At 60.3% G+C, this 17601-nt stretch carries 29 protein-coding genes; 19 read left to right on the top strand and 10 right to left on the bottom strand.

What is annotated here, in order from left to right:
* Nucleotides 1-305: 305 nt before the first annotated feature.
* Nucleotides 306-1100, top strand: a complete 795-nt coding sequence (locus tag SPHINGO391_RS02065) for an Abi-alpha family protein (RefSeq protein ID WP_024271349.1) — start codon at nucleotides 306-308, stop codon at nucleotides 1098-1100.
* A gap of 62 nt (nucleotides 1101-1162) precedes the next feature.
* Here the strand turns inward: SPHINGO391_RS02065 and SPHINGO391_RS02060 are convergent, their stop codons facing one another.
* From SPHINGO391_RS02060 to SPHINGO391_RS02050, 3 genes are read right to left on the bottom strand one after another with little or no spacing between them, the layout of a single operon-like run.
* Complete coding sequence (locus tag SPHINGO391_RS02060; RefSeq protein ID WP_023517245.1) at nucleotides 1163-2113, bottom strand: hypothetical protein; 951 nt, start codon at nucleotides 2111-2113, stop codon at nucleotides 1163-1165.
* Between the two features lie 32 nt (nucleotides 2114-2145).
* Nucleotides 2146-2814, bottom strand: a complete 669-nt coding sequence (locus SPHINGO391_RS02055; protein ID WP_152007291.1) for a zeta toxin family protein — start codon at nucleotides 2812-2814, stop codon at nucleotides 2146-2148.
* 10 nt (nucleotides 2815-2824) lie between these two features.
* Complete coding sequence (locus SPHINGO391_RS02050; RefSeq protein ID WP_152007290.1) at nucleotides 2825-3109, bottom strand: hypothetical protein; 285 nt, start codon at nucleotides 3107-3109, stop codon at nucleotides 2825-2827.
* Between the two features lie 105 nt (nucleotides 3110-3214).
* Between SPHINGO391_RS02050 and SPHINGO391_RS02045 the strand changes: the two genes are divergently transcribed.
* Both SPHINGO391_RS02045 and SPHINGO391_RS02040 read left to right on the top strand, forming a co-directional pair.
* Nucleotides 3215-3688, top strand: coding sequence for a hypothetical protein (locus SPHINGO391_RS02045; protein WP_023517053.1), 474 nt, complete (start codon nucleotides 3215-3217; stop codon nucleotides 3686-3688).
* A 231-nt stretch (nucleotides 3689-3919) separates the two neighbouring features.
* Nucleotides 3920-4135 (top strand): hypothetical protein, encoded by a 216-nt coding sequence (locus SPHINGO391_RS02040; RefSeq protein WP_023517051.1) that lies wholly within the window; start codon nucleotides 3920-3922, stop codon nucleotides 4133-4135.
* A gap of 173 nt (nucleotides 4136-4308) precedes the next feature.
* Here the strand turns inward: SPHINGO391_RS02040 and SPHINGO391_RS02035 are convergent, their stop codons facing one another.
* The gene (locus SPHINGO391_RS02035) at nucleotides 4309-4542 is read right to left on the bottom strand and encodes a hypothetical protein (protein WP_023517050.1); all 234 of its coding nucleotides are present in this window, start codon (nucleotides 4540-4542) and stop codon (nucleotides 4309-4311) included.
* A gap of 308 nt (nucleotides 4543-4850) precedes the next feature.
* Here SPHINGO391_RS02035 and SPHINGO391_RS02030 point away from each other — a divergent pair, with 308 nt between their 5' ends.
* A complete protein-coding gene (locus SPHINGO391_RS02030) occupies nucleotides 4851-5183 on the top strand; it encodes a YciI family protein (protein ID WP_023517049.1) in 333 nt (110 codons plus the stop codon).
* A gap of 105 nt (nucleotides 5184-5288) precedes the next feature.
* On the opposite strand, the gene SPHINGO391_RS02025 is transcribed toward SPHINGO391_RS02030, so the two are convergent.
* Nucleotides 5289-5714 carry a hypothetical protein gene (locus SPHINGO391_RS02025; RefSeq protein ID WP_037408958.1) on the bottom strand — a complete coding sequence of 142 codons (426 nt, stop codon included), beginning with the start codon at nucleotides 5712-5714 and terminating at the stop codon, nucleotides 5289-5291.
* 158 nt (nucleotides 5715-5872) lie between these two features.
* Nucleotides 5873-6199 carry a helix-turn-helix transcriptional regulator gene (locus tag SPHINGO391_RS02020; RefSeq protein ID WP_152007289.1) on the bottom strand — a complete coding sequence of 109 codons (327 nt, stop codon included), beginning with the start codon at nucleotides 6197-6199 and terminating at the stop codon, nucleotides 5873-5875.
* Here SPHINGO391_RS02020 and SPHINGO391_RS02015 point away from each other — a divergent pair.
* The 8 genes from SPHINGO391_RS02015 to SPHINGO391_RS01980 all read left to right on the top strand — a co-directional run bounded on the left by SPHINGO391_RS02015 (nucleotide 6183) and on the right by SPHINGO391_RS01980 (nucleotide 10401).
* Entirely contained in the window at nucleotides 6183-6692 is a 510-nt protein-coding gene (locus SPHINGO391_RS02015) for a hypothetical protein (protein WP_023517046.1), read from the top strand. The two genes, SPHINGO391_RS02020 and SPHINGO391_RS02015, sit on opposite strands and share 17 nt — an antisense overlap.
* A 33-nt stretch (nucleotides 6693-6725) precedes the next feature.
* Nucleotides 6726-7043 carry a single-stranded DNA-binding protein gene (locus tag SPHINGO391_RS02010; protein WP_023517045.1) on the top strand — a complete coding sequence of 106 codons (318 nt, stop codon included), beginning with the start codon at nucleotides 6726-6728 and terminating at the stop codon, nucleotides 7041-7043.
* Nucleotides 7044-7065: 22 nt separating this feature from the next.
* Nucleotides 7066-7488, top strand: coding sequence for a thermonuclease family protein (locus SPHINGO391_RS02005; protein WP_023517044.1), 423 nt, complete (start codon nucleotides 7066-7068; stop codon nucleotides 7486-7488).
* A 681-nt stretch (nucleotides 7489-8169) separates the two neighbouring features.
* Nucleotides 8170-9018 carry a DUF932 domain-containing protein gene (locus tag SPHINGO391_RS02000; protein WP_023516935.1) on the top strand — a complete coding sequence of 283 codons (849 nt, stop codon included), beginning with the start codon at nucleotides 8170-8172 and terminating at the stop codon, nucleotides 9016-9018.
* A gap of 71 nt (nucleotides 9019-9089) precedes the next feature.
* Complete coding sequence (locus SPHINGO391_RS01995) at nucleotides 9090-9437, top strand: hypothetical protein (RefSeq protein WP_023516936.1); 348 nt, start codon at nucleotides 9090-9092, stop codon at nucleotides 9435-9437.
* The gene (locus tag SPHINGO391_RS01990; protein ID WP_023516937.1) at nucleotides 9434-9670 is read left to right on the top strand and encodes a hypothetical protein; all 237 of its coding nucleotides are present in this window, start codon (nucleotides 9434-9436) and stop codon (nucleotides 9668-9670) included. Before SPHINGO391_RS01995 ends, SPHINGO391_RS01990 begins: the two co-directional genes overlap by 4 nt.
* A complete protein-coding gene (locus tag SPHINGO391_RS01985; protein WP_023516938.1) occupies nucleotides 9654-10031 on the top strand; it encodes a hypothetical protein in 378 nt (125 codons plus the stop codon). The genes SPHINGO391_RS01990 and SPHINGO391_RS01985 overlap by 17 nt, the downstream gene beginning before the upstream one ends.
* A complete protein-coding gene (locus tag SPHINGO391_RS01980) occupies nucleotides 9976-10401 on the top strand; it encodes a hypothetical protein (RefSeq protein WP_152007288.1) in 426 nt (141 codons plus the stop codon). The genes SPHINGO391_RS01985 and SPHINGO391_RS01980 overlap by 56 nt, the downstream gene beginning before the upstream one ends.
* Nucleotides 10402-10580: 179 nt before the next feature.
* Here SPHINGO391_RS01980 and SPHINGO391_RS01975 read toward each other — a convergent pair whose 3' ends face one another.
* The 4 genes from SPHINGO391_RS01975 to SPHINGO391_RS01960 all read right to left on the bottom strand — a co-directional run bounded on the left by SPHINGO391_RS01975 (nucleotide 10581) and on the right by SPHINGO391_RS01960 (nucleotide 12068).
* A complete protein-coding gene (locus SPHINGO391_RS01975) occupies nucleotides 10581-10892 on the bottom strand; it encodes a hypothetical protein (protein ID WP_023516931.1) in 312 nt (103 codons plus the stop codon).
* Nucleotides 10893-10901: 9 nt separating this feature from the next.
* Nucleotides 10902-11324, bottom strand: coding sequence for a type II toxin-antitoxin system PemK/MazF family toxin (locus SPHINGO391_RS01970; RefSeq protein WP_244615085.1), 423 nt, complete (start codon nucleotides 11322-11324; stop codon nucleotides 10902-10904).
* Entirely contained in the window at nucleotides 11290-11541 is a 252-nt protein-coding gene (locus SPHINGO391_RS01965) for a type II toxin-antitoxin system Phd/YefM family antitoxin (RefSeq protein WP_023516933.1), read from the bottom strand. Before SPHINGO391_RS01965 ends, SPHINGO391_RS01970 begins: the two co-directional genes overlap by 35 nt.
* A 224-nt stretch (nucleotides 11542-11765) precedes the next feature.
* On the bottom strand, nucleotides 11766-12068 hold the full coding sequence (locus SPHINGO391_RS01960; protein ID WP_023516934.1) for a hypothetical protein: 303 nt from the start codon (nucleotides 12066-12068) through the stop codon (nucleotides 11766-11768).
* Between the two features lie 505 nt (nucleotides 12069-12573).
* On the opposite strand from SPHINGO391_RS01960, the gene SPHINGO391_RS01955 reads away from it, so the two are divergent.
* The 7 genes from SPHINGO391_RS01955 to SPHINGO391_RS01925 form a co-directional block, all read left to right on the top strand.
* On the top strand, nucleotides 12574-12894 hold the full coding sequence (locus SPHINGO391_RS01955; protein WP_023515419.1) for a DUF736 family protein: 321 nt from the start codon (nucleotides 12574-12576) through the stop codon (nucleotides 12892-12894).
* An 88-nt stretch (nucleotides 12895-12982) separates the two neighbouring features.
* A complete protein-coding gene (locus SPHINGO391_RS01950) occupies nucleotides 12983-13774 on the top strand; it encodes a hypothetical protein (protein WP_023515420.1) in 792 nt (263 codons plus the stop codon).
* 211 nt (nucleotides 13775-13985) lie between these two features.
* Complete coding sequence (locus SPHINGO391_RS01945; protein ID WP_023515421.1) at nucleotides 13986-14294, top strand: hypothetical protein; 309 nt, start codon at nucleotides 13986-13988, stop codon at nucleotides 14292-14294.
* 209 nt (nucleotides 14295-14503) lie between these two features.
* Nucleotides 14504-14758, top strand: a complete 255-nt coding sequence (locus tag SPHINGO391_RS01940) for a type II toxin-antitoxin system Phd/YefM family antitoxin (protein WP_023515417.1) — start codon at nucleotides 14504-14506, stop codon at nucleotides 14756-14758.
* Entirely contained in the window at nucleotides 14758-15183 is a 426-nt protein-coding gene (locus SPHINGO391_RS01935; RefSeq protein WP_023515418.1) for a type II toxin-antitoxin system VapC family toxin, read from the top strand. The genes SPHINGO391_RS01940 and SPHINGO391_RS01935 overlap by 1 nt, the downstream gene beginning before the upstream one ends.
* Before the next feature lie 657 nt (nucleotides 15184-15840).
* Complete coding sequence (locus SPHINGO391_RS01930) at nucleotides 15841-16281, top strand: hypothetical protein (RefSeq protein ID WP_023517502.1); 441 nt, start codon at nucleotides 15841-15843, stop codon at nucleotides 16279-16281.
* A gap of 872 nt (nucleotides 16282-17153) precedes the next feature.
* Nucleotides 17154-17601 (top strand): ParB/Srx family N-terminal domain-containing protein (locus SPHINGO391_RS01925; RefSeq protein ID WP_152007287.1); only part of this gene is annotated, 448 nt, incomplete at its 3' end.

Here is a 17601-nt window from a genome sequence, read left to right as displayed (position 1 = left end):
CCGTTTTCTGAAGCTGCCTTGGATGTTCACTCGAGAACGCCCGAACTGAAGGCCCACAAGGCAAGCAAATTTAGATTGCGCGACCCATTTCATGAGGCGGAAACGCAGGTCAGTTCCATAATAGAACCTATGCAATGTTATAACATAACAAAACATTAGAGACTCACGATGGCCCAGGTAAATCCGCGGCAGGCAGCCGCGACCAGCATGCGCCGTCACGCGGTAATTTTTCCGACCCGTAGAAAAGATTGAAACGGTTGACGTCCGCCACAATATTCAAGGGGGTGAATCTGGAGGTAGACGACGTGACGGACCCACATGCAATTGTTGCCTCCACGGTAGCTGCGGCCCAGGCCGCCGCTACGGTTACGCCGCGGACGGTTGAGCAGATCGATAAATTTGGGACGGATGTCGCGAAAACCATTCGTCTGCTCCTCTTCCCTTTTCAGGTGACTGGTGCACTGCAGGAGCGATTGGAACGATACATAGACCGGGCGATCCGGCAGGTTCCGGAAGAGCGACGGATCGAACCTGTCGAATCTGTAGCTTATCCGATTGTTGAGAAGCTGCGGTTTCAGCCGGAAAATGATCCGATCACTGAACTTTACATTAGCCTGCTTTCAAGAGCGATGGACGGCGAACGCGTGGGAGAAGCACATCCAGCCTTCTTTACGGTGCTCACTCAACTGGCACCTGACGAACTGATCTTCCTTCATGATTTTGCAAGGCACGATGAGACGGTAATCATGTCGCCGGTCGGTCAGAAGGTTTATCCAGACCCGGCATTGCGGAAAGCGAGACTCGACAAGTGTGAGATGCCTGCCGAGATCAGGGCCGAGGTTGAAGGTATCGTTTTCCGCTATGAAGTCTTGAGCCAGCCTGAAATGTTCCCAGTGTACCAGGAGCACCTTCAGCATCTAGGTCTGATCGAATACGTCAGTGGACTGGAACGATACCGCTCGTATTTCCAAAGCAAGAAGCGTGACGACAGCGAATTGTCGATCTTCGCGATGAAAGTCACGCATTTCGGCCGCTTATTCTTGAAGGCCTGTACTAGGAGCGTCGCGGAGTCCGGGGACAAGACCGCTGCACTCGTCTAGCTTTCTAGAGGCACGACTTATGGACGTTAGATCGTCGCAGGTATCCCCGAGAGCCGCTGCCACTACGTGATGACAGGAGCGGTCGGAACGAGGCGACGTGCAGTAAGCCCTCCGCCGTCTCGGGCGAGAACTTCGACAATTGCGGCATTCGGCCCATTTACGAAGAGACTGTGGAAAACGGGTTCGAACTTTGCGTGCGAAAACGTCATCTCAGGAAGCTTGATATCAGCCAGCGTTCCCGCAAGATAATCGGCGGCTCGAATGAATTCAGCATATTCGTTCTTTCCGTCCCATCCGGGCAGCCCGAAAAGGAATTGCGGTTCAAGTGCGTCATGACCGTTCATCATCCGGTGAAGATGGAAGTAGAGGAAAGCGAGGTCGAAGGCCACCTTATCGTGTTTGTCGAACATGGCATCGCGGTCGCTGATCCACCGAATGAATTTCGGCTTTTTCTTGACTGCCAGATGCCGGCACACGATCGACGCAAAGGCAGCGCAGAGAAGGATTTGCCGAGCGAGATTGGAATTGCGGGCGCGCCTTTTCATTTCGGTCTGGAAGCTTGACAACCGCTTGTCCACTTCCCGGTAATGACTAGACCTCTCCGGGATCATGGCGACCATCTGCGAGACGACTTCCCGCATGTCTCCAAGAGCGCCGCGAATGTTGTCGTCGGTTATGTAGTCCCGGAGCAGTTTCGATTTCTTCTCGACCAGGTAGGTTACGCTGAAGACCACAGGGCTTCCCAGATACGCGACAAGGCCTTCCGATGCTGACCGGGATCCCTTGATATCGCTTGGCGCTACCGCTGCTATGTATTCCGCGATGTTCGCTTGAGTGTCGTGATTGAGAACTATAGCGAACGCAAATGTGTCGTTCGACTTCTTCAAGTCTCCGATGCAATAGTCAGAGATGACGTTCCATGCCACCCCCTGAGGAAATTGCTCAAACCATGCTTCGAGATCGGCCGAGATAGTGCGGTACACGGTATCGAGAAGGTTGATCAATTCAAACATGCCGTTCTCACTTCAGGCGCGAAGATTTCGGCCTATTTCAAGGGACCTTGCCAATGACTTGGGTGGTCAGATCCTATCGCTTTCGCGTCCTTGAAGTCGCCATGCACTCGCATCAGCCCGTAGGCCTCGCAAACCTTGCTCGAAAACAGGCGGTGAAGCTCTTGCGTTTCGTCGATGCCGAAGGACTGGACTTTGCCGGATGTGATTACGAAGACTTCGAGAGGTTCGAGACCGCTGTTGTCCACTAGCACGACTTCGTCAGCGATCTTTAGAGCCGCTGACAGCTTTGCCAGCGATCCCCTGTGTCGCCTTCGGATGTCGTCCTCTGGGATGTTGTGGCCGCCCTTCAGCACGCGCTGCCTGACGCGCTCGATGTTCGTCTCGACGGAATCCAGAGCGGTGTAATAGAGGCCGACCGAGAAGCCTGCCGCCTTGGCATCGCGCATCAGCCGGAGGGACTGCTGGCTGCTCAATGTGGTCTCGAAGATGAAGGATTGCCGGGTTTCGATCATCTCGGCAATCTTTTGAAGCGCTAACTCCGAAGCTCGCCGTTCTTTCGACTTGCCGACCTCGGTATCGCGCAGAGTCTTTGCGATCTCGTCAGCGTTGATCCATTCACCTTCGAGCTTCAGCTTTGGAAACGCGGAAGACTTACCGGAGCCGTTTGGCCCTGCGAGGAGAATGCACGATAATTCCGGCATAAATTGATTGCTACCTCACGGTAGCCGGCGCGCTTTCCTTGCGCTCGGATTTGGCCTGCACCTTCGCCTCGTTCTGGCGATCCTTGGCGGAAATCGTGAGGCCCAGACGGCGGCTCTCAGCAAGAGCTTCCCGGCCGATCTGCTTGAGGGCGTCTTTGTTCTCGAGGTATTTCTGCAAAAGCATGATCGATCTCCTTTCCGCGTCGCGAATATAGCGCTTCAAAAGGCCGGCTGCAAATGCCGCGAAGCTCGTCTGCAATCCGGACATATTTTTCTTCGACAGTTGCTTCGCCATTATGAAGCCAGCCTTAGAGACGCATCCCGATATGAGCATCTAATCGCGGGATAGCATCGGCTCAATTTTCCCGCCATGACAACGGATAGAAGGATAGGTGGGCGCATGAGCGCCCGCAAAAGATTTGACTTCCGTCATAGGCGCTCCACATCACCTGCGCTCATCCGACTCAAGCAGATGAGCCGCGGAGAATTCGCGGCAGCCCCCGCTGTCGAGGATCTCCCCATCGTCGAAATGCACGCAGGACTTTACATGCCCCTGATCAGAAAGACCGGCGCACCCGCGCCAAAGGAACTCGGATTGTTCTGGCAAATGCTGACATCCGAGGGAGAGACGATCGACGTCTTCGTCTATGCGAGCACGCTGCAGGCGTTCGATAGCAGTGCCGTTGGTCCGGTCGGCCTCCTTAAAGAACACCGCCAGTTGCTCGAGGCGGTCGCGAGCGCAAGGTTCGATCGCGACGGCGGCATCGCGCCAGGACCGCTTCAAATCAGCTTGGACGACCTGCGCTCGACCAACCCGATTGGCGAGGACGGAAACCTGCAGGGCAGCGACCAAGACTCGACTCTGAGGTCCTGACATGGTGTGGTCGGGTGCCGAGGAGGACACAGATGGCCTATGAGTGGGATGAGCGGCGCGCCAGGCGCGCGCAGCTGGCGAAGCTTGCGACCGCCATTGCGTTGACGTTATCGGCCATAAGTGTGCCTGTCGCCGTGCTTTTTGCCGCGTCGCCCCTCTGAAACCAAGGTAAAGCTCGCGCAAGGACGCCGAAGTATTCTCCGCCGCCAATTGATCGGAAGGAGAAGCAGATTGGACGATATGTCGGGCGTCTTTACATCGACCACGGAGCGAACAGCATGGAACATCGCCGCCCGCCATCTGGCGCGCGGCCAGAAAGATCCAGTGATGATGATTGTCGACGGCATCGAGGAAGAACGCAGACGCTGCATCGAATTGCTGCAGGCCGCAGCCGGCGGAGGCGCCGAAATCCCCGCCTTCATGGCCGATCCCGACCATCAGTGGTGAGCCGAAAGAGCGGTTCATCGCAAGAGGCGAAGCCGGATTCACATCGGCACGAGCCTCTGGCAGAGTACCAAAGTGCTCGAACCATCGAGCGCCAAGGCCCGGTCGAGCTATACGAGGTGGCTCCCGGGCCGATTTTTTCTCAGGTCTGTCTCGGGTTTCCACCGAGCTTTGAATTATGCGGCTGTCTCGCTGCTGTAGAACATTCTCGCCGACGCTTCGACCACCGAGCGATGTTTCCGGGCATCGAACGCGCCAGACGGGAACGTCTCGATGAGATATCTGGCGAAAGCCTCCCTCGCGCCGTCGGACGGATCGAACGAGGGCTGCGATGTGATGTCATCGAACAGCAACTTGAGATCGCTCAGCTCTTCGGGCTGGAATGCCGTTTTGACGAACAAGTGATCCATGGATGCCTCCCACAAGCGCATCACAGGTAAGAAATCCCATCGCCGTTTCAAGGTGGAATTTTTGACCATCTTTCGCCGGGTCGGTATCCTCATTCGGTCGCTTGAAGTGTGTTCGCGCCGCCTCGTACTGGTTCTCAGGCAACCGAGCCATCGCTGTCGATAAGTCCCTCGCCCTGCGGCGAACCAGAAGACGTGTGGCACGGTAGTACCCGCGCGGAAGAACTCCGAACCGGCAGCCAGCATATGGATGGGCGCCCGACTTTGGCTGCGAATGGCGCGGCGCGCACCCTCACGAAGGAGATAGGGCAATGCCGAGATTCATCACAATCGAATACGGCGCCGCCGCCGCCGCCGATCGCACATCGCAGCCGGCAAGGGACGCCGCGCACGCCCGCGATGCAGACCTTCGGTCCGAAGGCGCGATCATGGGGATTGCAGGTCCACCGGTGCAGATTCGCAATCCGGAGGGCCGAGGCATGGAAACCTGCGAAGGTGCGTTCCTATCGTCCGCATTGCCGGTCGCCGGCTTCGCTATCATCGAAGCTGCCGATCTCGCCGAAGCCATCGAAAAGGTCTCTGGCGTTCCCTGCGCGGTCGCACATGGTGTCGTCGAGGTTTGGCCCTTGAAGGAGACAGCCTAGTCGGCGACGACCGATCTTGTTCGCTTCCGCCACCTCCCCGACGCAGGCGCGTGTTGAACCGTAGATGATCTAATGCCAGGCGGTGGCGCGTCAAACCGGGGTATTTCATTTCTCAGGTGAGCAGATGAGAGGCCGAAGCTCCTCGAGGATCACGCCCGCCTTGGGCGATAGCATGGCGCCAATCCACTTGTCCGAAAACGTCCCTGCTGCATCGGCCGGAGAAAGCCAGATCACCTCGTTGGTAGCGAGTTCGATCTTCACTTCGCTGCCGATCGGGCTGCCGGCAACGGTCTGAACGTAGTGGCGCTTGATGGGGGACTGTTTGCCGGTCTGATCGACCACGCGATTGTCGCCATACTCGATCGAAACCTCGCCTGTCTGACTGCTGGCTGTACAATCTGTCGATCGTTCGCACTGGACAACCGAGGCGAACGTGCATCTCCAGATGAGCCCGCTTCGCCACATCGGGTTGTCCGCCGCATTCGACGATCCAGCCGCCAACAACAGCCCTATCGCGATTAAACGCCTCATATAGATCTCATCCCGTAGCCTGCCGCTTATGGCAAGGACATTCAAACGGGCGCATTCTATTAATTAAAAATAAGGCGTCTAGAGAGTTCGCGGTGTTGATTTGACGTGTCGATGGCGCCGCTGCCGCGACCATCCAACTCTCGACCCGGGGGGGGCGGTTAGAGCGGCGCCCTTCCCGTCATCAGCTCCTGAATCGGGATCTTCAGCTTTTCGCAAATGCGCGAAATCGTGTGCAGCGTTGGGTTCGCATCACCCTTAAGCATATGATAATAAAAGATATAGGTAACCTCACAGAGTTCTGCGAACTCGTGTTTGGTCATGTTGCGCTTTTCCCGCTCGCGCTCCATGACGACGGCAATGTTCTTCAGGATCACCGTCCCAAGCTCGGTCTCGGGTTTCTTACGCTTGCTCGTCATCGCCACATAAACTATAATTAAGGTGCTGCAGAGTTGGGTGAGAAAACTGTCGATGTTTGCAAAAGCCACATCTATCTATGTCGTCTTTGGGATGCTGGTGACGACCGCCGCGCTTCCATCCGCCGCTAAGGCCAGCGAATGGGGCTGTGAGGTTCTGCTGTGTGCCTCGTCTTCCAATCCCTCCTGGAGAGTTGTCCCCGCTTGCCATCCGCCGATGAACAAATTGATCTCCGCGATGAAGAAACCGGGCTTCGACTGGCCGACGTGCCCGGAAGGCGGAACGGGAGAGCCGGGCTATCAGAGATATGCGGAATGCCCGGAGGGATATCAGGTCGGAAGCAGCAGGGACCGCAACGGCTTCGCCCGGGAAGGCGATCTTTGCGTCAAGACAGTCAACGTTTGCCAAGGCAATACGCACGGCCTCTACAACTCTGATCGGCAGCGGAGCTGCATACAAACGGTCTCCATGTCCCGACCGCTCAGGTCAGAGCCTTACTTCTTCGACATCAAGAATGACACCTCTGACCAAACCGAGCGGCATTGGTTCGAGTTGCACAAATAGACGCTTTTGAGCGGTTAAGGAAGGTTTAAATCCATGCGAAGTGTAAACCGCCACACGCTTCTCGGCCATGTTGGCAACATCATACCGTTCGAAAATGTGCTGAAAGTAAACATCGCCACCAACCGTGAATGGCAGGCCGACGGGGAGCGGAAAAGCGCGACGGACTGGGTTCAGGTGACCATCCTCGACAAGAAGCAGGCGGAGTGGATCGAAGAGCATGTCGGTCAGGGTGATCTTGTCTATGTCGAGTCCCGGATATCGAACTCCAGCTATGAGCGCGACGGGGAGCGGGTTTACGCGACCGATGTCATTGCCCAGCTTTTCAATCTCGTCTCGAAGAAGGTGGCGTGACATTCGCGGGTGCGTCGCTGCCATGATGATTGCCTGCCTGGCGCCCTGCGCCAGCGCGGCCACCGAGAACCACCACGTCGCCGTTTCGGCCCTTCTTTGCGAACAGGCGTCGTGTAGCCCGGTGACATTGCTTGTCTGGGACGGTGACAATTTCATCCTGCGCGACGAGCGCTGCGGCCGCGAGAAAATCCGTATCGAAAACATCGATGCGCCTGAGATCGATGGGCGATGCGCAGCCGAGCGCGTTGCAGCCGCAAAGGCGAAAAACGAACTGGCGCGGTTGCTCGCGGGGCATCGGATCAAGGTGGTGAGGAGCAAGCTCGACCGGTACGGGCGCCAGTTGGCGCTCGTAGTCTCCGACGCGGGTGACGTCGGTGAACGCCTTGTCGAGCAAGACCTTGTGCGCCGCTGGGATAGCTGGCGCGCGTCTTGGTGCCGAAGCTGATCTTCATAGGTCGCGCGCGTAAGATCCAGCGTCTGTCGGTCGAGGCTCACTCGTTTCGTATAGTCTGTTCCCCGATAATGAAGCCCGTTTTCCAGCCGCAGCGCCGTGAGGACGGCGCGGCCGCGGCCGCAGCGAACCGGCTTTGCCGGTGAGCGAAGCAGGCGGAGGAAACCCGCGCTCCCCGATAGCGCTGTAGGGTTTTCCGGAGCCTCGTGGGAAACGGGCGTTTTTCATGACGGTGATTTTCTTCGGTATTCGTGTGGGCCACCGCCCGTTCCGGTCGGCCGCGCTCTATGCCAAGCACGGAGCCAGCCTGCGGCCGTCTCCGCCGATCCCGGTAACGATCGCTTGTCCAGTCGGCGGCTATGCCCCCGGCACTGAGGCCCGGCCGGGCCACATCCTTGTTTCCGCCCCATGACAGCGCCGGCCGTTCGGATCAAGGGGCAGGCGCGGCAGAGCCGCTTGTCGCGCCGGCAAAAAAACGGCTTTCACCGCTGCGCGCCGAACCTTCCGTTTTTTCCCCGTCACGACCCCTTGACCCGACCGATCGTCGCCGCAGGGCGGGCTTTCGCCCTCCCCGCTCCGTCCGGGGAATGTCAGAGGCCATTCCCCCGGAAAGACCGGGGAGGCTTCGCCCGAAAGGGGCTTCCCTTCGGGAAACGGGAAAACAGGAGACAGACAATGAGCATCTACACCGAGACCGCCCGTTTCGACACCGGCCGCGCCCTGACCGAAACCGAAATGCGCCGCATTGCGCCGTCGATCTTTGCCGTGACCGCCCATGAGAGCCGGTCCGAGCGTTTCAAACCCATCCCGACCATCGAGGTGCTGCGCGGCCTCATGAACGAAGGTTTCATGCCGGTCGGCGCCAAGCAGTCCCGCAGCCGCACCGTAGGCAAGGCCGACTTCACCAAACACCTCATCCGCATGCGCCGCGTCGATGACGGCAAAGTCTATAATGTCGGGGATACCGTCTGCGAAATCCTCCTCAAAAACGCCAATGACGGAACCAGCGCCTACGAATTGATGGCCGGGCTTTTCCGTATCCGGTGCCTCAACTCCTTGGTGACGCAGACCGGCACCATCGACGCCATCAAGGTTCGCCATTCCGGCGATGTGCAGCACAAGGTCATCGAGGGCACCTATCGCGTTCTCGGCGAGGCCGAACGCACCCTTGCCGCCCCGCAGGATTGGTCGACCATGCGCATCAACCCCGAGGAGGCGAGAATTCTGGCGGATGCCGCCCATGTTCTCCGCTTCGGGGACAACGAGGGCGAGACGACCACGCCGATCAAGCCGGAACAGTTGCTTGTTCCCCGCCGCCACGACGACCGTGCGAACGATCTTTGGACGACCTGGAACGTGGTGCAGGAAAACGCCATCAAGGGTGGCCTGCGCGGGGTCGGCCGCGACGATCTGGGCAGGCCGCGCCGTGCGACGTCCCGCGCCGTCAACGGGATTGATCAGGACATCAAGCTGAACAAGGCCCTGTGGCTGCTGGGCGAGCGGATGGCCTCCCTGAAATCCTGAAACGGGATCATGGGAGCGCCGCCGGTAATGGCGGTGCTCTCAACTATCACCACCCTTTCGGAGCATAGACCATGAAACCCGTGCATCCCGTCGCCATCACCAAAATGCGAGAGATCACCGGCCATGTCCGTCCCATGGCATTGGCCAATCCAATTCACGCCTGCTTTCCCTCGTCGTGGGGCGGCGCATATTTCATCACCCTGAACAACATTCGCGATTGCATCGAAGCGGGAGATCGTTGGTTCGAGGAAGAGACACTCGAGGGCTTCCGGATTTCTACCGATAGCGGCTTCTCCTGCATCCTTCGGGAACGCCTTGCCTTTTGTTCAGTCCCCCATGCGATCGCCGAACTCGTGACCGACCGCGAAGATGGATACCAGTCCGCGACCGCGACAACACCGAAAGGCGGTGACGCATGAGCTACGCAATCAAGTGCCGCGTCGTTGGCGAGAAAAGCTGGTCATTCTTGAGCAACCGGGGAAGCAGCCGCTTACGCGTTCATGCCGTCCGGTTCGCGACCGCCGAGAAGGCGCAAGCCCTCATAGACAACAACAGTGAAGAAAACCCGGCATGGGAATGGAAAGTCGTCGACCTCACGACTGGCAGGACCGTGCGAGCAAGGAAAGGAGGCTCCGATGCAGACCAGCGCTGATCCAATTCGCGATGCCGCGCCGGAGCTGCTGGAGATGCTTAAACTCGCCGTCGCGCGCGTAAAACTGGCGAACGAAGAGGGCGATCCGATCCTGAGCGCCTGGCTGCCCGGCGCGCAGGCCACCATATCCAAGACGGACGGCCATGCCGACGCCATCACGCCTCCGTCGTCGGGCGGCATCGAAAGGGTGCTCGACGCCTTACGACGGGCCGAGCGGTTCATATCCGGATTCGAGGGCGATCCTTTGCAAGAAGGCATCGATGATGATCTTGACGCCGTCAGAGCCGCTATAGCCGAACTGGAGGTTGGAGCAGTCGCTGGCGCTTCTGCAAGTGAGCATTTCGGGAGGGAGCAGCAATGACGAAGCGTCGCCCCCTGACCGAAGAGGAGTTTGCCGCGAAAACGGCCACTACTTGAAAGCGCGTTTGCGCGACGACTGGATGAACGCGCGCACCACCGGCATTCTGCAGGCGCTGCGCAATTCCCATGGCCCGAGCTGGCTGGTCTCGTATTCCCTGCCATCGCCGCAACCGCCAGCAGGCCTGGAACAGGCGATCTCCGTGACATCAGACAATGGTGACATCTACGAGGCGATCAAGGCTGGCGCAAACGAGCCGTGGACGATTTCGTATCCGGAAGGTGGAGATCGTTTTCATGGAACGGAAGCAGAGCTGCGGGCGCATATCAAGCGGCTGATCTCCGCAGGGTCGCCGGCAAAAACCGCGCCATAGGCATCACCCCGCGCAGCCACAGGACGCCCCGCCGCAAGGTCGGGCGTCCCTTTGCATTTACGAGGCCGCAAAACTGGTCGGCGCCGGTGGCCGTGTGCCTGCCCCTCGCCGCATCGAGCGGCGCCGGCCAGGACGAGGGGTGCCCCAAAGCCCCATCCCTCGAACTCCCTTCCCGCCCGTCAAGTCGTTGTATCTTGGCTCGCCGCCCAGATTTCGGGTCGCCATGCCTCGATAAGGGCCTCGATCTCTGTTCGATATTCTTCCGGGTAGAATGCCTGGGACTGGCGGCCGAGGCAGACGAACATCGTCCCCATATCCGCAGCAATCACCTGATCCACGCCGAACAGGTCCGTCAGATCGAAGCCGCCGAGGCGGTCGGCATTCCACCATGCCAGGATGTACGATGCCACACGCCGGGACTGCCCGGTGTCGCTTCGAGCGATTTTCAGAAGGCGCTCGAATGCGGCGCGCTCATAGTCGGTCATTGCCATGTCGTTCCCCTACGATCGGTTGACGCCCTTGACTTGGCGGCTGGCGGAAGCTTGCTTGATGACCATGGCGATCTTTTCCAGGAAGGCCGCGCTCACGCTGCCGATAGGCTTGGTCGAGTCGAAGTCGAATGCCTTGTCGAGTTCGACGCGATTGTACTCATCGAGGATGATCCAGCAAGGAAAGGACAGACCGACGCGCCGGCATTCCATTTCGGAGAGTGAAAGCGAAATGCGCTCGCTCCGGGGTTCCTGCGAGGTGATCGGGAAGAGATAAACCGCCCCCGGATTTCCGGGGGTGCGCACGACGATGCAGACCGGACGCGCTTTGCGGCCGGATTCCTCGCCCGCGCTCGCTTGCCGCGCCCACAGATAATGGAAACGGACGACCTGCCCCCGCTCAAACATCGCGACCTGCATCGTCGAGGATTGCATCGATGCCGGTCATCAGCTCATTGTGGATCTCGTCGGGCGCGTCTTCCAGACGATACGCCTTGACATGTGTCTCGCCCTTCAGGCGCTGATAGGCATCCGCCGTCAGGATCACCAGCTTCTGCTTGCCGCGCTTGGTGAGCGCGACGGGCTCGATAAGGGCGGCTTCGAGGATTTCCCCGGATGCCCGGTTCATGTCGGAAAAGGTGAACTGCTTCATCGTCTGCCTCGATCCTGGATATACCTAATATACGTATTCCATGCGAAATATGCAATTGGGCACTGGACCGGATCGCCATCGGCTTCTGAGGATCTGCCTTCCAAAGACAAAAAGACCGGCTTGCGCCGGCTTTTCCCCCGACCGCCCGGAGCCCATGTCTCTCGGGGTGCTGGGTTAGTTTTTGCCACGAGTGACGCATGGTCCCGTGGTCAATGAGTGCGCGATCAATCCTCGCCTATCGTCTCGATGACCGCGTAGTCCTTGACGATGGCGGAAAAACCATCGTTCAGCAAAGCCATGATCGCAGCGGCCGTCATCGGAACGGTTTCAATCCTTTCCAGGCAGATCAGGCTATCGTCGGGATCGCGACCAGCCTGCAGATGAGTACGCAAGTCCAGCAACGCCTGTTTCGCCATGTCCCTGTCCTCGTAGAAATAGGGCGGCACGGAAGGGTCGTCCCAGCAATGTTCGCCAGGGCGCGATTTGCCGGCCACGGTATAGAGGATGAGGGTTGGTGCCGTCGCCATTGCATTTCTCCTTCAGCGAATGATCTCTGTCGGATCGGAGCCTAGCGGCAGGATCAACGCCGGCAACTCGCAGAAATGCTAGTGGGTGGCCACCGCCCGTTCCGGTCGGCCGCGCTCTATGCGCAGCACGGAGCCAGCCTGCGGCCGTCTCCGCCGATACCGGTCACGATCGCTTGTGGGGTCGGTGGCGATGCCCCCGGCACTGAGGCCCGACGTCGGGCCGCATCTCTGTTTCCGCCCCATGACAGCGCCGGCCGTTCGGATCAAGGGGCAGGCGCGGCAGAGCCGCTTGTCGCGCCGGCAAAAAAAGCGGCTTTCCGCCTGCGGCCGAACCTTCCGTTTTTTCCCCGACACGACCCCTTGACCCGCCCGGCCGTCGCCGCAGGGCGGGCTGCGCCCTCCCCGCTCTTTCCGGGGGAATGTCAGAGGCCATTCCCCCGGAAAGACCGGGGAGGCTTCGCCCAAGGGGCTTCCCTTCGGGAAACGCAAACTCAGGAGACAGACCATGACCGAACTCACCAACTTCATCCGCTTCAACGAAGACGGCACGCTGACCGGCAACATCGCCTCCATCGCCTACGACATCGACATCACTGGCCAACCCTACACCAGCACCAACAAGGACGCGCCGGTTTACCGCATCTTCGGCAAGTCCCCGCGCGGGCGGCGGCTCGAACTCGGCGGCATCTGGAAGAAGAAGAACCAGAATGGCGGCGACTATCTCAGCCTCTCCGCCAACACCGGTCACAACAGGCTCAACGCCAATCTCGGCCGTTTTCCCGGTCAGGATGACGAAGACCTGATGGCCGTTATTCCGTGGGATTGATGGCACAACCGAGACACCTGATGTCCGAGGGGGATCGTCCCCCTCGGCGCACCCGGAAACCTTCGACGACGATTTCAAGGATACGACAATGGATGCCCCCAACGCCGACATGCTGGGCATTGCGCTGGTGGAGAAGGGCTTTGCCCCCAGCCTCGCCCTGCTCGACATCAACAACTCCCTATCCGTCCCGCACGGTTTCGACCTGCCCGCACCGTGGAACCTGCCGTCGCGCATGTTCCGCTTCCCCATCGAGGTTTGCCGGCCCGATGACGATCAGCCGCGCACGCTCGGCCTTCGCCATCCCCGCTTGGCCGATCATCCCTATGTGCGCCATGTCGAGGCCCGGCTGGGTTTTGAGATCGCCCGCAACGGCGCGCCGAACCGCCACGGCTATTCCACCGCCCCGACCGCGCGCTGGTGGCATGCCGTCGATCTGGTCATGGCGGGGAAATGGCGCGAATTGCTGGCAACGCGAGAATTCACCGAGCGGGATTGCATCATGCAGGCCGTCGCCTTTGGCTGCCGCTATTCCCATCACGAGGACAAGAAGGCATCCGGCTATCTTACCGTCCAAGACGCCCGAAAGGTCATGGACGCGGTCGGTTCGAAAGAACCCGGCGAGCGCAGCGCGACGATCCGCACCTTCTCAGCCCCGAGCCTTTGCCGTCTGGAAAAGGGCGCGGAGCATTGGCCGATCAATACCGGCCGCCTGTCCGCCGAGACCGTGGCATGGGGAATGATTTTCGGCATCGAGGACGGCTGGTTTCGCCATGACCGTGCGGGTTTCCTCCAATGGTCCGAGCTTGGCCGCGAGAGATACGCAGCCGGTGATAGCCCCTCATATGTGCAGGCCAGCGGTCAAGCCGCCTTCGCCTTCTAGGCACCAGCCCCAGCGAAAAGGAAAACGCTCATGAGCAGGCAGACCGTTACCATCGTCCAGACATTCCGCGCCGAACGACGGATCACCGTGGAGGTCGATGCGGAAGACCGCGAAAGCGCCATCGAGGACTTCCAGATGGCGACACCGACATTCCTGCCTTTGACGATCCGAGGTGGAAAACCGAATGGAAATTGCAAAGCGAGGACTACGAATGAGCCGTTATACTGTCACCCTTCTGAAAGGCGAGAGAACGGACGACGAGGCCGTCATCGGTTTTGACCGGCCGCTGCGCACCTTCTTTCTTCAGGGCTTCGAGGCCGACGATGATTTCGGCACCCCGGAAATCTGGCTCGGCACGCTCTTGGAGGAATTCCCGACCTTGGAAGGGATCATCGAGGCTGCACGCCGGCAGGGCTATGAGGTCCGCGATCTCGATCACGCCGAGATGATTGCGCTTCTGGCGGAGGCGGGTCATCGCTATGAGCCATCCATCGCCGAGAAACTTGGCTTCATCCTGTAGGTCTCCCCCTGCCCCGCCCTCTTTGCGGCGGGCAGGACCGCTTTTGACCGATGGCGCCCGCATCGAGCGGGCGCGCAGCGGTGCGAGAGGAGCCCCCGCCCCTCCCCTCGCGCTCCCCTGCCCGCCCGAGAGACCCTCGTCGCGTCTTGTAATTCCGGCGCATACGCGCTAAATGTGGTTACGTAACCACAAGCGTCGAAGGGCTTGTTATGGGCATCACCACACTGTCAGGCCGGGAACTCAATCAGGATCTTGGCCGCGCAAAGCGCGCCGCCAACGCAGGGCCTGTCATCATCACCGACCGGGGGCGGCCCGCGCATGTTCTGTTGTCGTTCGACGAGTACAAGCGCCTAACCGGCAAAATGCAGACGCTCGGTGACATGCTCGCCGCGCCGGGCGCGGAAGACATCGACTTGCCGCTCCCGCAGCGCACCGAGCATGCCCAGCCGGTCGATCTGTCCTGATGCTGTTGCTCGATACCAATGTCGTGTCCGAGCTGCGTAAGGTTGCGAGTGGCAGGGCGCATCCCAATGTCGTGGTCTGGAACGAAACCGTCGATCCGGCCGAAACCTTCATTTCCTCTGTTGTGCTGCACGAGCTGGAAATTGGCGTGCGGCTTGTGGAGCACAATGACCCAGCCGCCGGCAAAGTCTTGCGCAACTGGCTCGAAAACATCGTCCTAACGACGTTTTCAGGCCGTATTCTGCCTCTGGACGAGGCCGCGGCCGTTCAGGCAGCTCGATGGCATGTGCCTGATCCAAAGCCGATCAACGACGCCTATATCGCGGCGACGGCGCTCACCCGTCGCATGACCCTGGTGACGCGCAATGTCAGGGATTTCGACGGCATGGGTATCGCGCTTGTCAATCCGTGGGACCTCTCGGAATAGCATTCCGATGGTTCGGCCCACTCTTTTCGTATAGTCTTTTCCCTGTTGAGGAAGCCCGTTTTCCAGCCGCAGCGCCGTGAGGACGGCGCGGCCGCGGCCGCAGCGAGCCGGCCCTGCCGGTGAGCGGAGCAGGCGGAGGAAACCCGCGCTCCCCAATAGCGCCGTAGGGTTTTCCGGAGCCTCGTGGGAAACGGGCGTTTTTCCAACGAACTTGATCGTCCTTGGTATCCTGTTGGGCCACCGCCCGTTCCGGTCGGCCGCGCTCTATGCGCAGCACGGAGCCAGCCTGCGGCCGTCTCCACCGATACCGGTCACGATCGCTTGTCCAGTCGGTGGCCATGCCCCCGGCAGTGAGGCCCGTCGCCGGGCCGCATCTCTGTTTCCGCCCCATGACAGCGCCGGCCGTTCGGATCAAGGGGCAGGCGCGGCAGAGCCGCTTGTCGCGCCGGCAAAAAAACGGCTTTCCGCCTGCGGCCGAACCTTCCGGTTTTTCCCCGTCACGACCCCTTGACCCGACCGATCGTCGCCGCAGGGCGGGCTTTCGCCCTCCCCGCTCCGTCCGGGGGAATGTCAGAGGCCATTCCCCCGGAAAGACCGGGGCGGCTTCGCCCGAGGGGGCTTCCCCTTCAGGAAATCGGGATCAAAGGAGACGGAAAAATGAGCGCAGTCAAAGCCTTCCTGATCGAGCCGATGGCAGGGACCATTCGCCCGGTGACGATCAACCTCGAAGGCAGCTATGCCGAGATCAAGGGTTTCGTGAAATGCGACATGATCGACATCGTGCGGGTGAACGGCTTCGACATCATCGTCGATGACAACGGGCTGGGTGACACGGTGCCCTGCCTCACGGAAGTCGCGGGCGCGCCGACGCCGCTGGCCGGAAACCTTTTGGTCACGAAGTCCGACAGGTTGGGCGAGTTGGCTGATGTAACCGAGACCATCGAGGCCGTAGCCCCGCTTTTCGTCATCGTCCGGCCGGTCCTGCACCCTGTCATTGTGGTATCGGAGCGCCCCGGCGTGATCGCGGCCGAGATCGCCCGAGTCGAAATCATCCTCGACCGCAGCGCGCCGAATATCGTGGAGGCCGCCGAGGCTTGAGCGACGAAGCCGGGGGGACGGTCATGCCGTCCCGCCTCTCGCAGAAGGTCTCGGCCCGATCGGGAAGCCGTCCTGGTTCATTCATGCCGTGTGCCCGTCCCTTGCCGCCTCGAGCGGTGCGGGACAGGACGAGGGGCGCCCCGAGGCCCCGCCCCTAGAACTCCCCTGCCCGCCCCTGAAAAAGCGGAGCGCTGCGAGCGGGCGCAGTCGGTCCCGGCTCGCCCTGCGGGCCGCTATGCTGAGCCTCCTGCGGCTACGCTTCCTCCGCGCTCGCGCGACGAGAATTCCCGAAATCCCGCCTTGCAGGCGGCGCGATGCTGATTTCTCCGATGCTCTTCGTCTTCCATAAGACGCGCCGGCGCTCGTTTCACATCGCGGCGGCGCGGTCGCGGTACGCCGCGGATGCGAAGCAACGAGGTTCAATTGGTCGGGAACGCGATAAAAACCACCTTCTGGTTGGCGATAAACGATCCGATGTCGAAGATTCCATTCTGATAGTTCGCAACAAGATCGTACCGTAGGGGACGAGGCCACCGCCCGTTCCGGTCGGCCGCGCTCTATGCGCAGCACGGTGCCAGTCTGCGGCCGTCTCCGCCGATCCGGGTAACGATCGCTTGTCTAACGGTCGCTGCGCTCCCGAGGGGAGGCCCGTTCCGGGCCGCGTCTTTGTTTCCGCCCCATGACAGCGCCGGCCGTTCGGGTCAAGGGGCAAGCGCGGCACAGCCGCTTGTCGTGCCGGCAAAAAAACGGCTTTCCGCCTGCGGCCGAACCTTCCGTTTTTTCCCCGTCACGACCCCTTGACCCGCCCGGCCGTCGCCGCAGGGCGGGCTGCGCCCTCCCTTTCGGGAAACGGGAAACCACGGAGACCGACAATGACCGATACCAATGCAGCAACCGAAACCATCATCGTGGCGCTGAACAAGCTCGACCGCGACCCCCTGAATGTGCGCAAGACCTACACCACGGAGGGCATCGAAGAGATGGCCGCGACCATTCGTGGCGACGGCTACCGCATCTTGCAAATCCTCATCGTCCGCAAGGGTGACAAGCGCGGGCGCTTCCATGTCATCGCCGGCGGCCGACGTCTTGCCGCCCTCAACCTCCTGGCCGAGGCGGGCGAGATTTCCAAGGATTTCCCGGTCGAATGCAAGGAGCGCAGCGCCGCCGAGGCGACCGAAATCAGCCTCATCGAGAACATGCAGCGCGAAGCCATGCACCCGGTCGATGAATATGAAGCGTTCCGCGTCATGGCCGACGCCGGAAAGTCCGTCGAGGATATCGCCGCCCGGTTCGGCACCACCGAAGTCATGGTGCGCAAGC

It is taken from the genome of Hoeflea sp. EC-HK425, from assembly GCF_902498795.1.
Lineage (GTDB): Bacteria > Pseudomonadota > Alphaproteobacteria > Rhizobiales > Rhizobiaceae > Hoeflea > Hoeflea alexandrii.
Note: the sequence above shows the minus strand (reverse complement) of the source record. Positions and strands in the feature narration are given on the sequence as shown.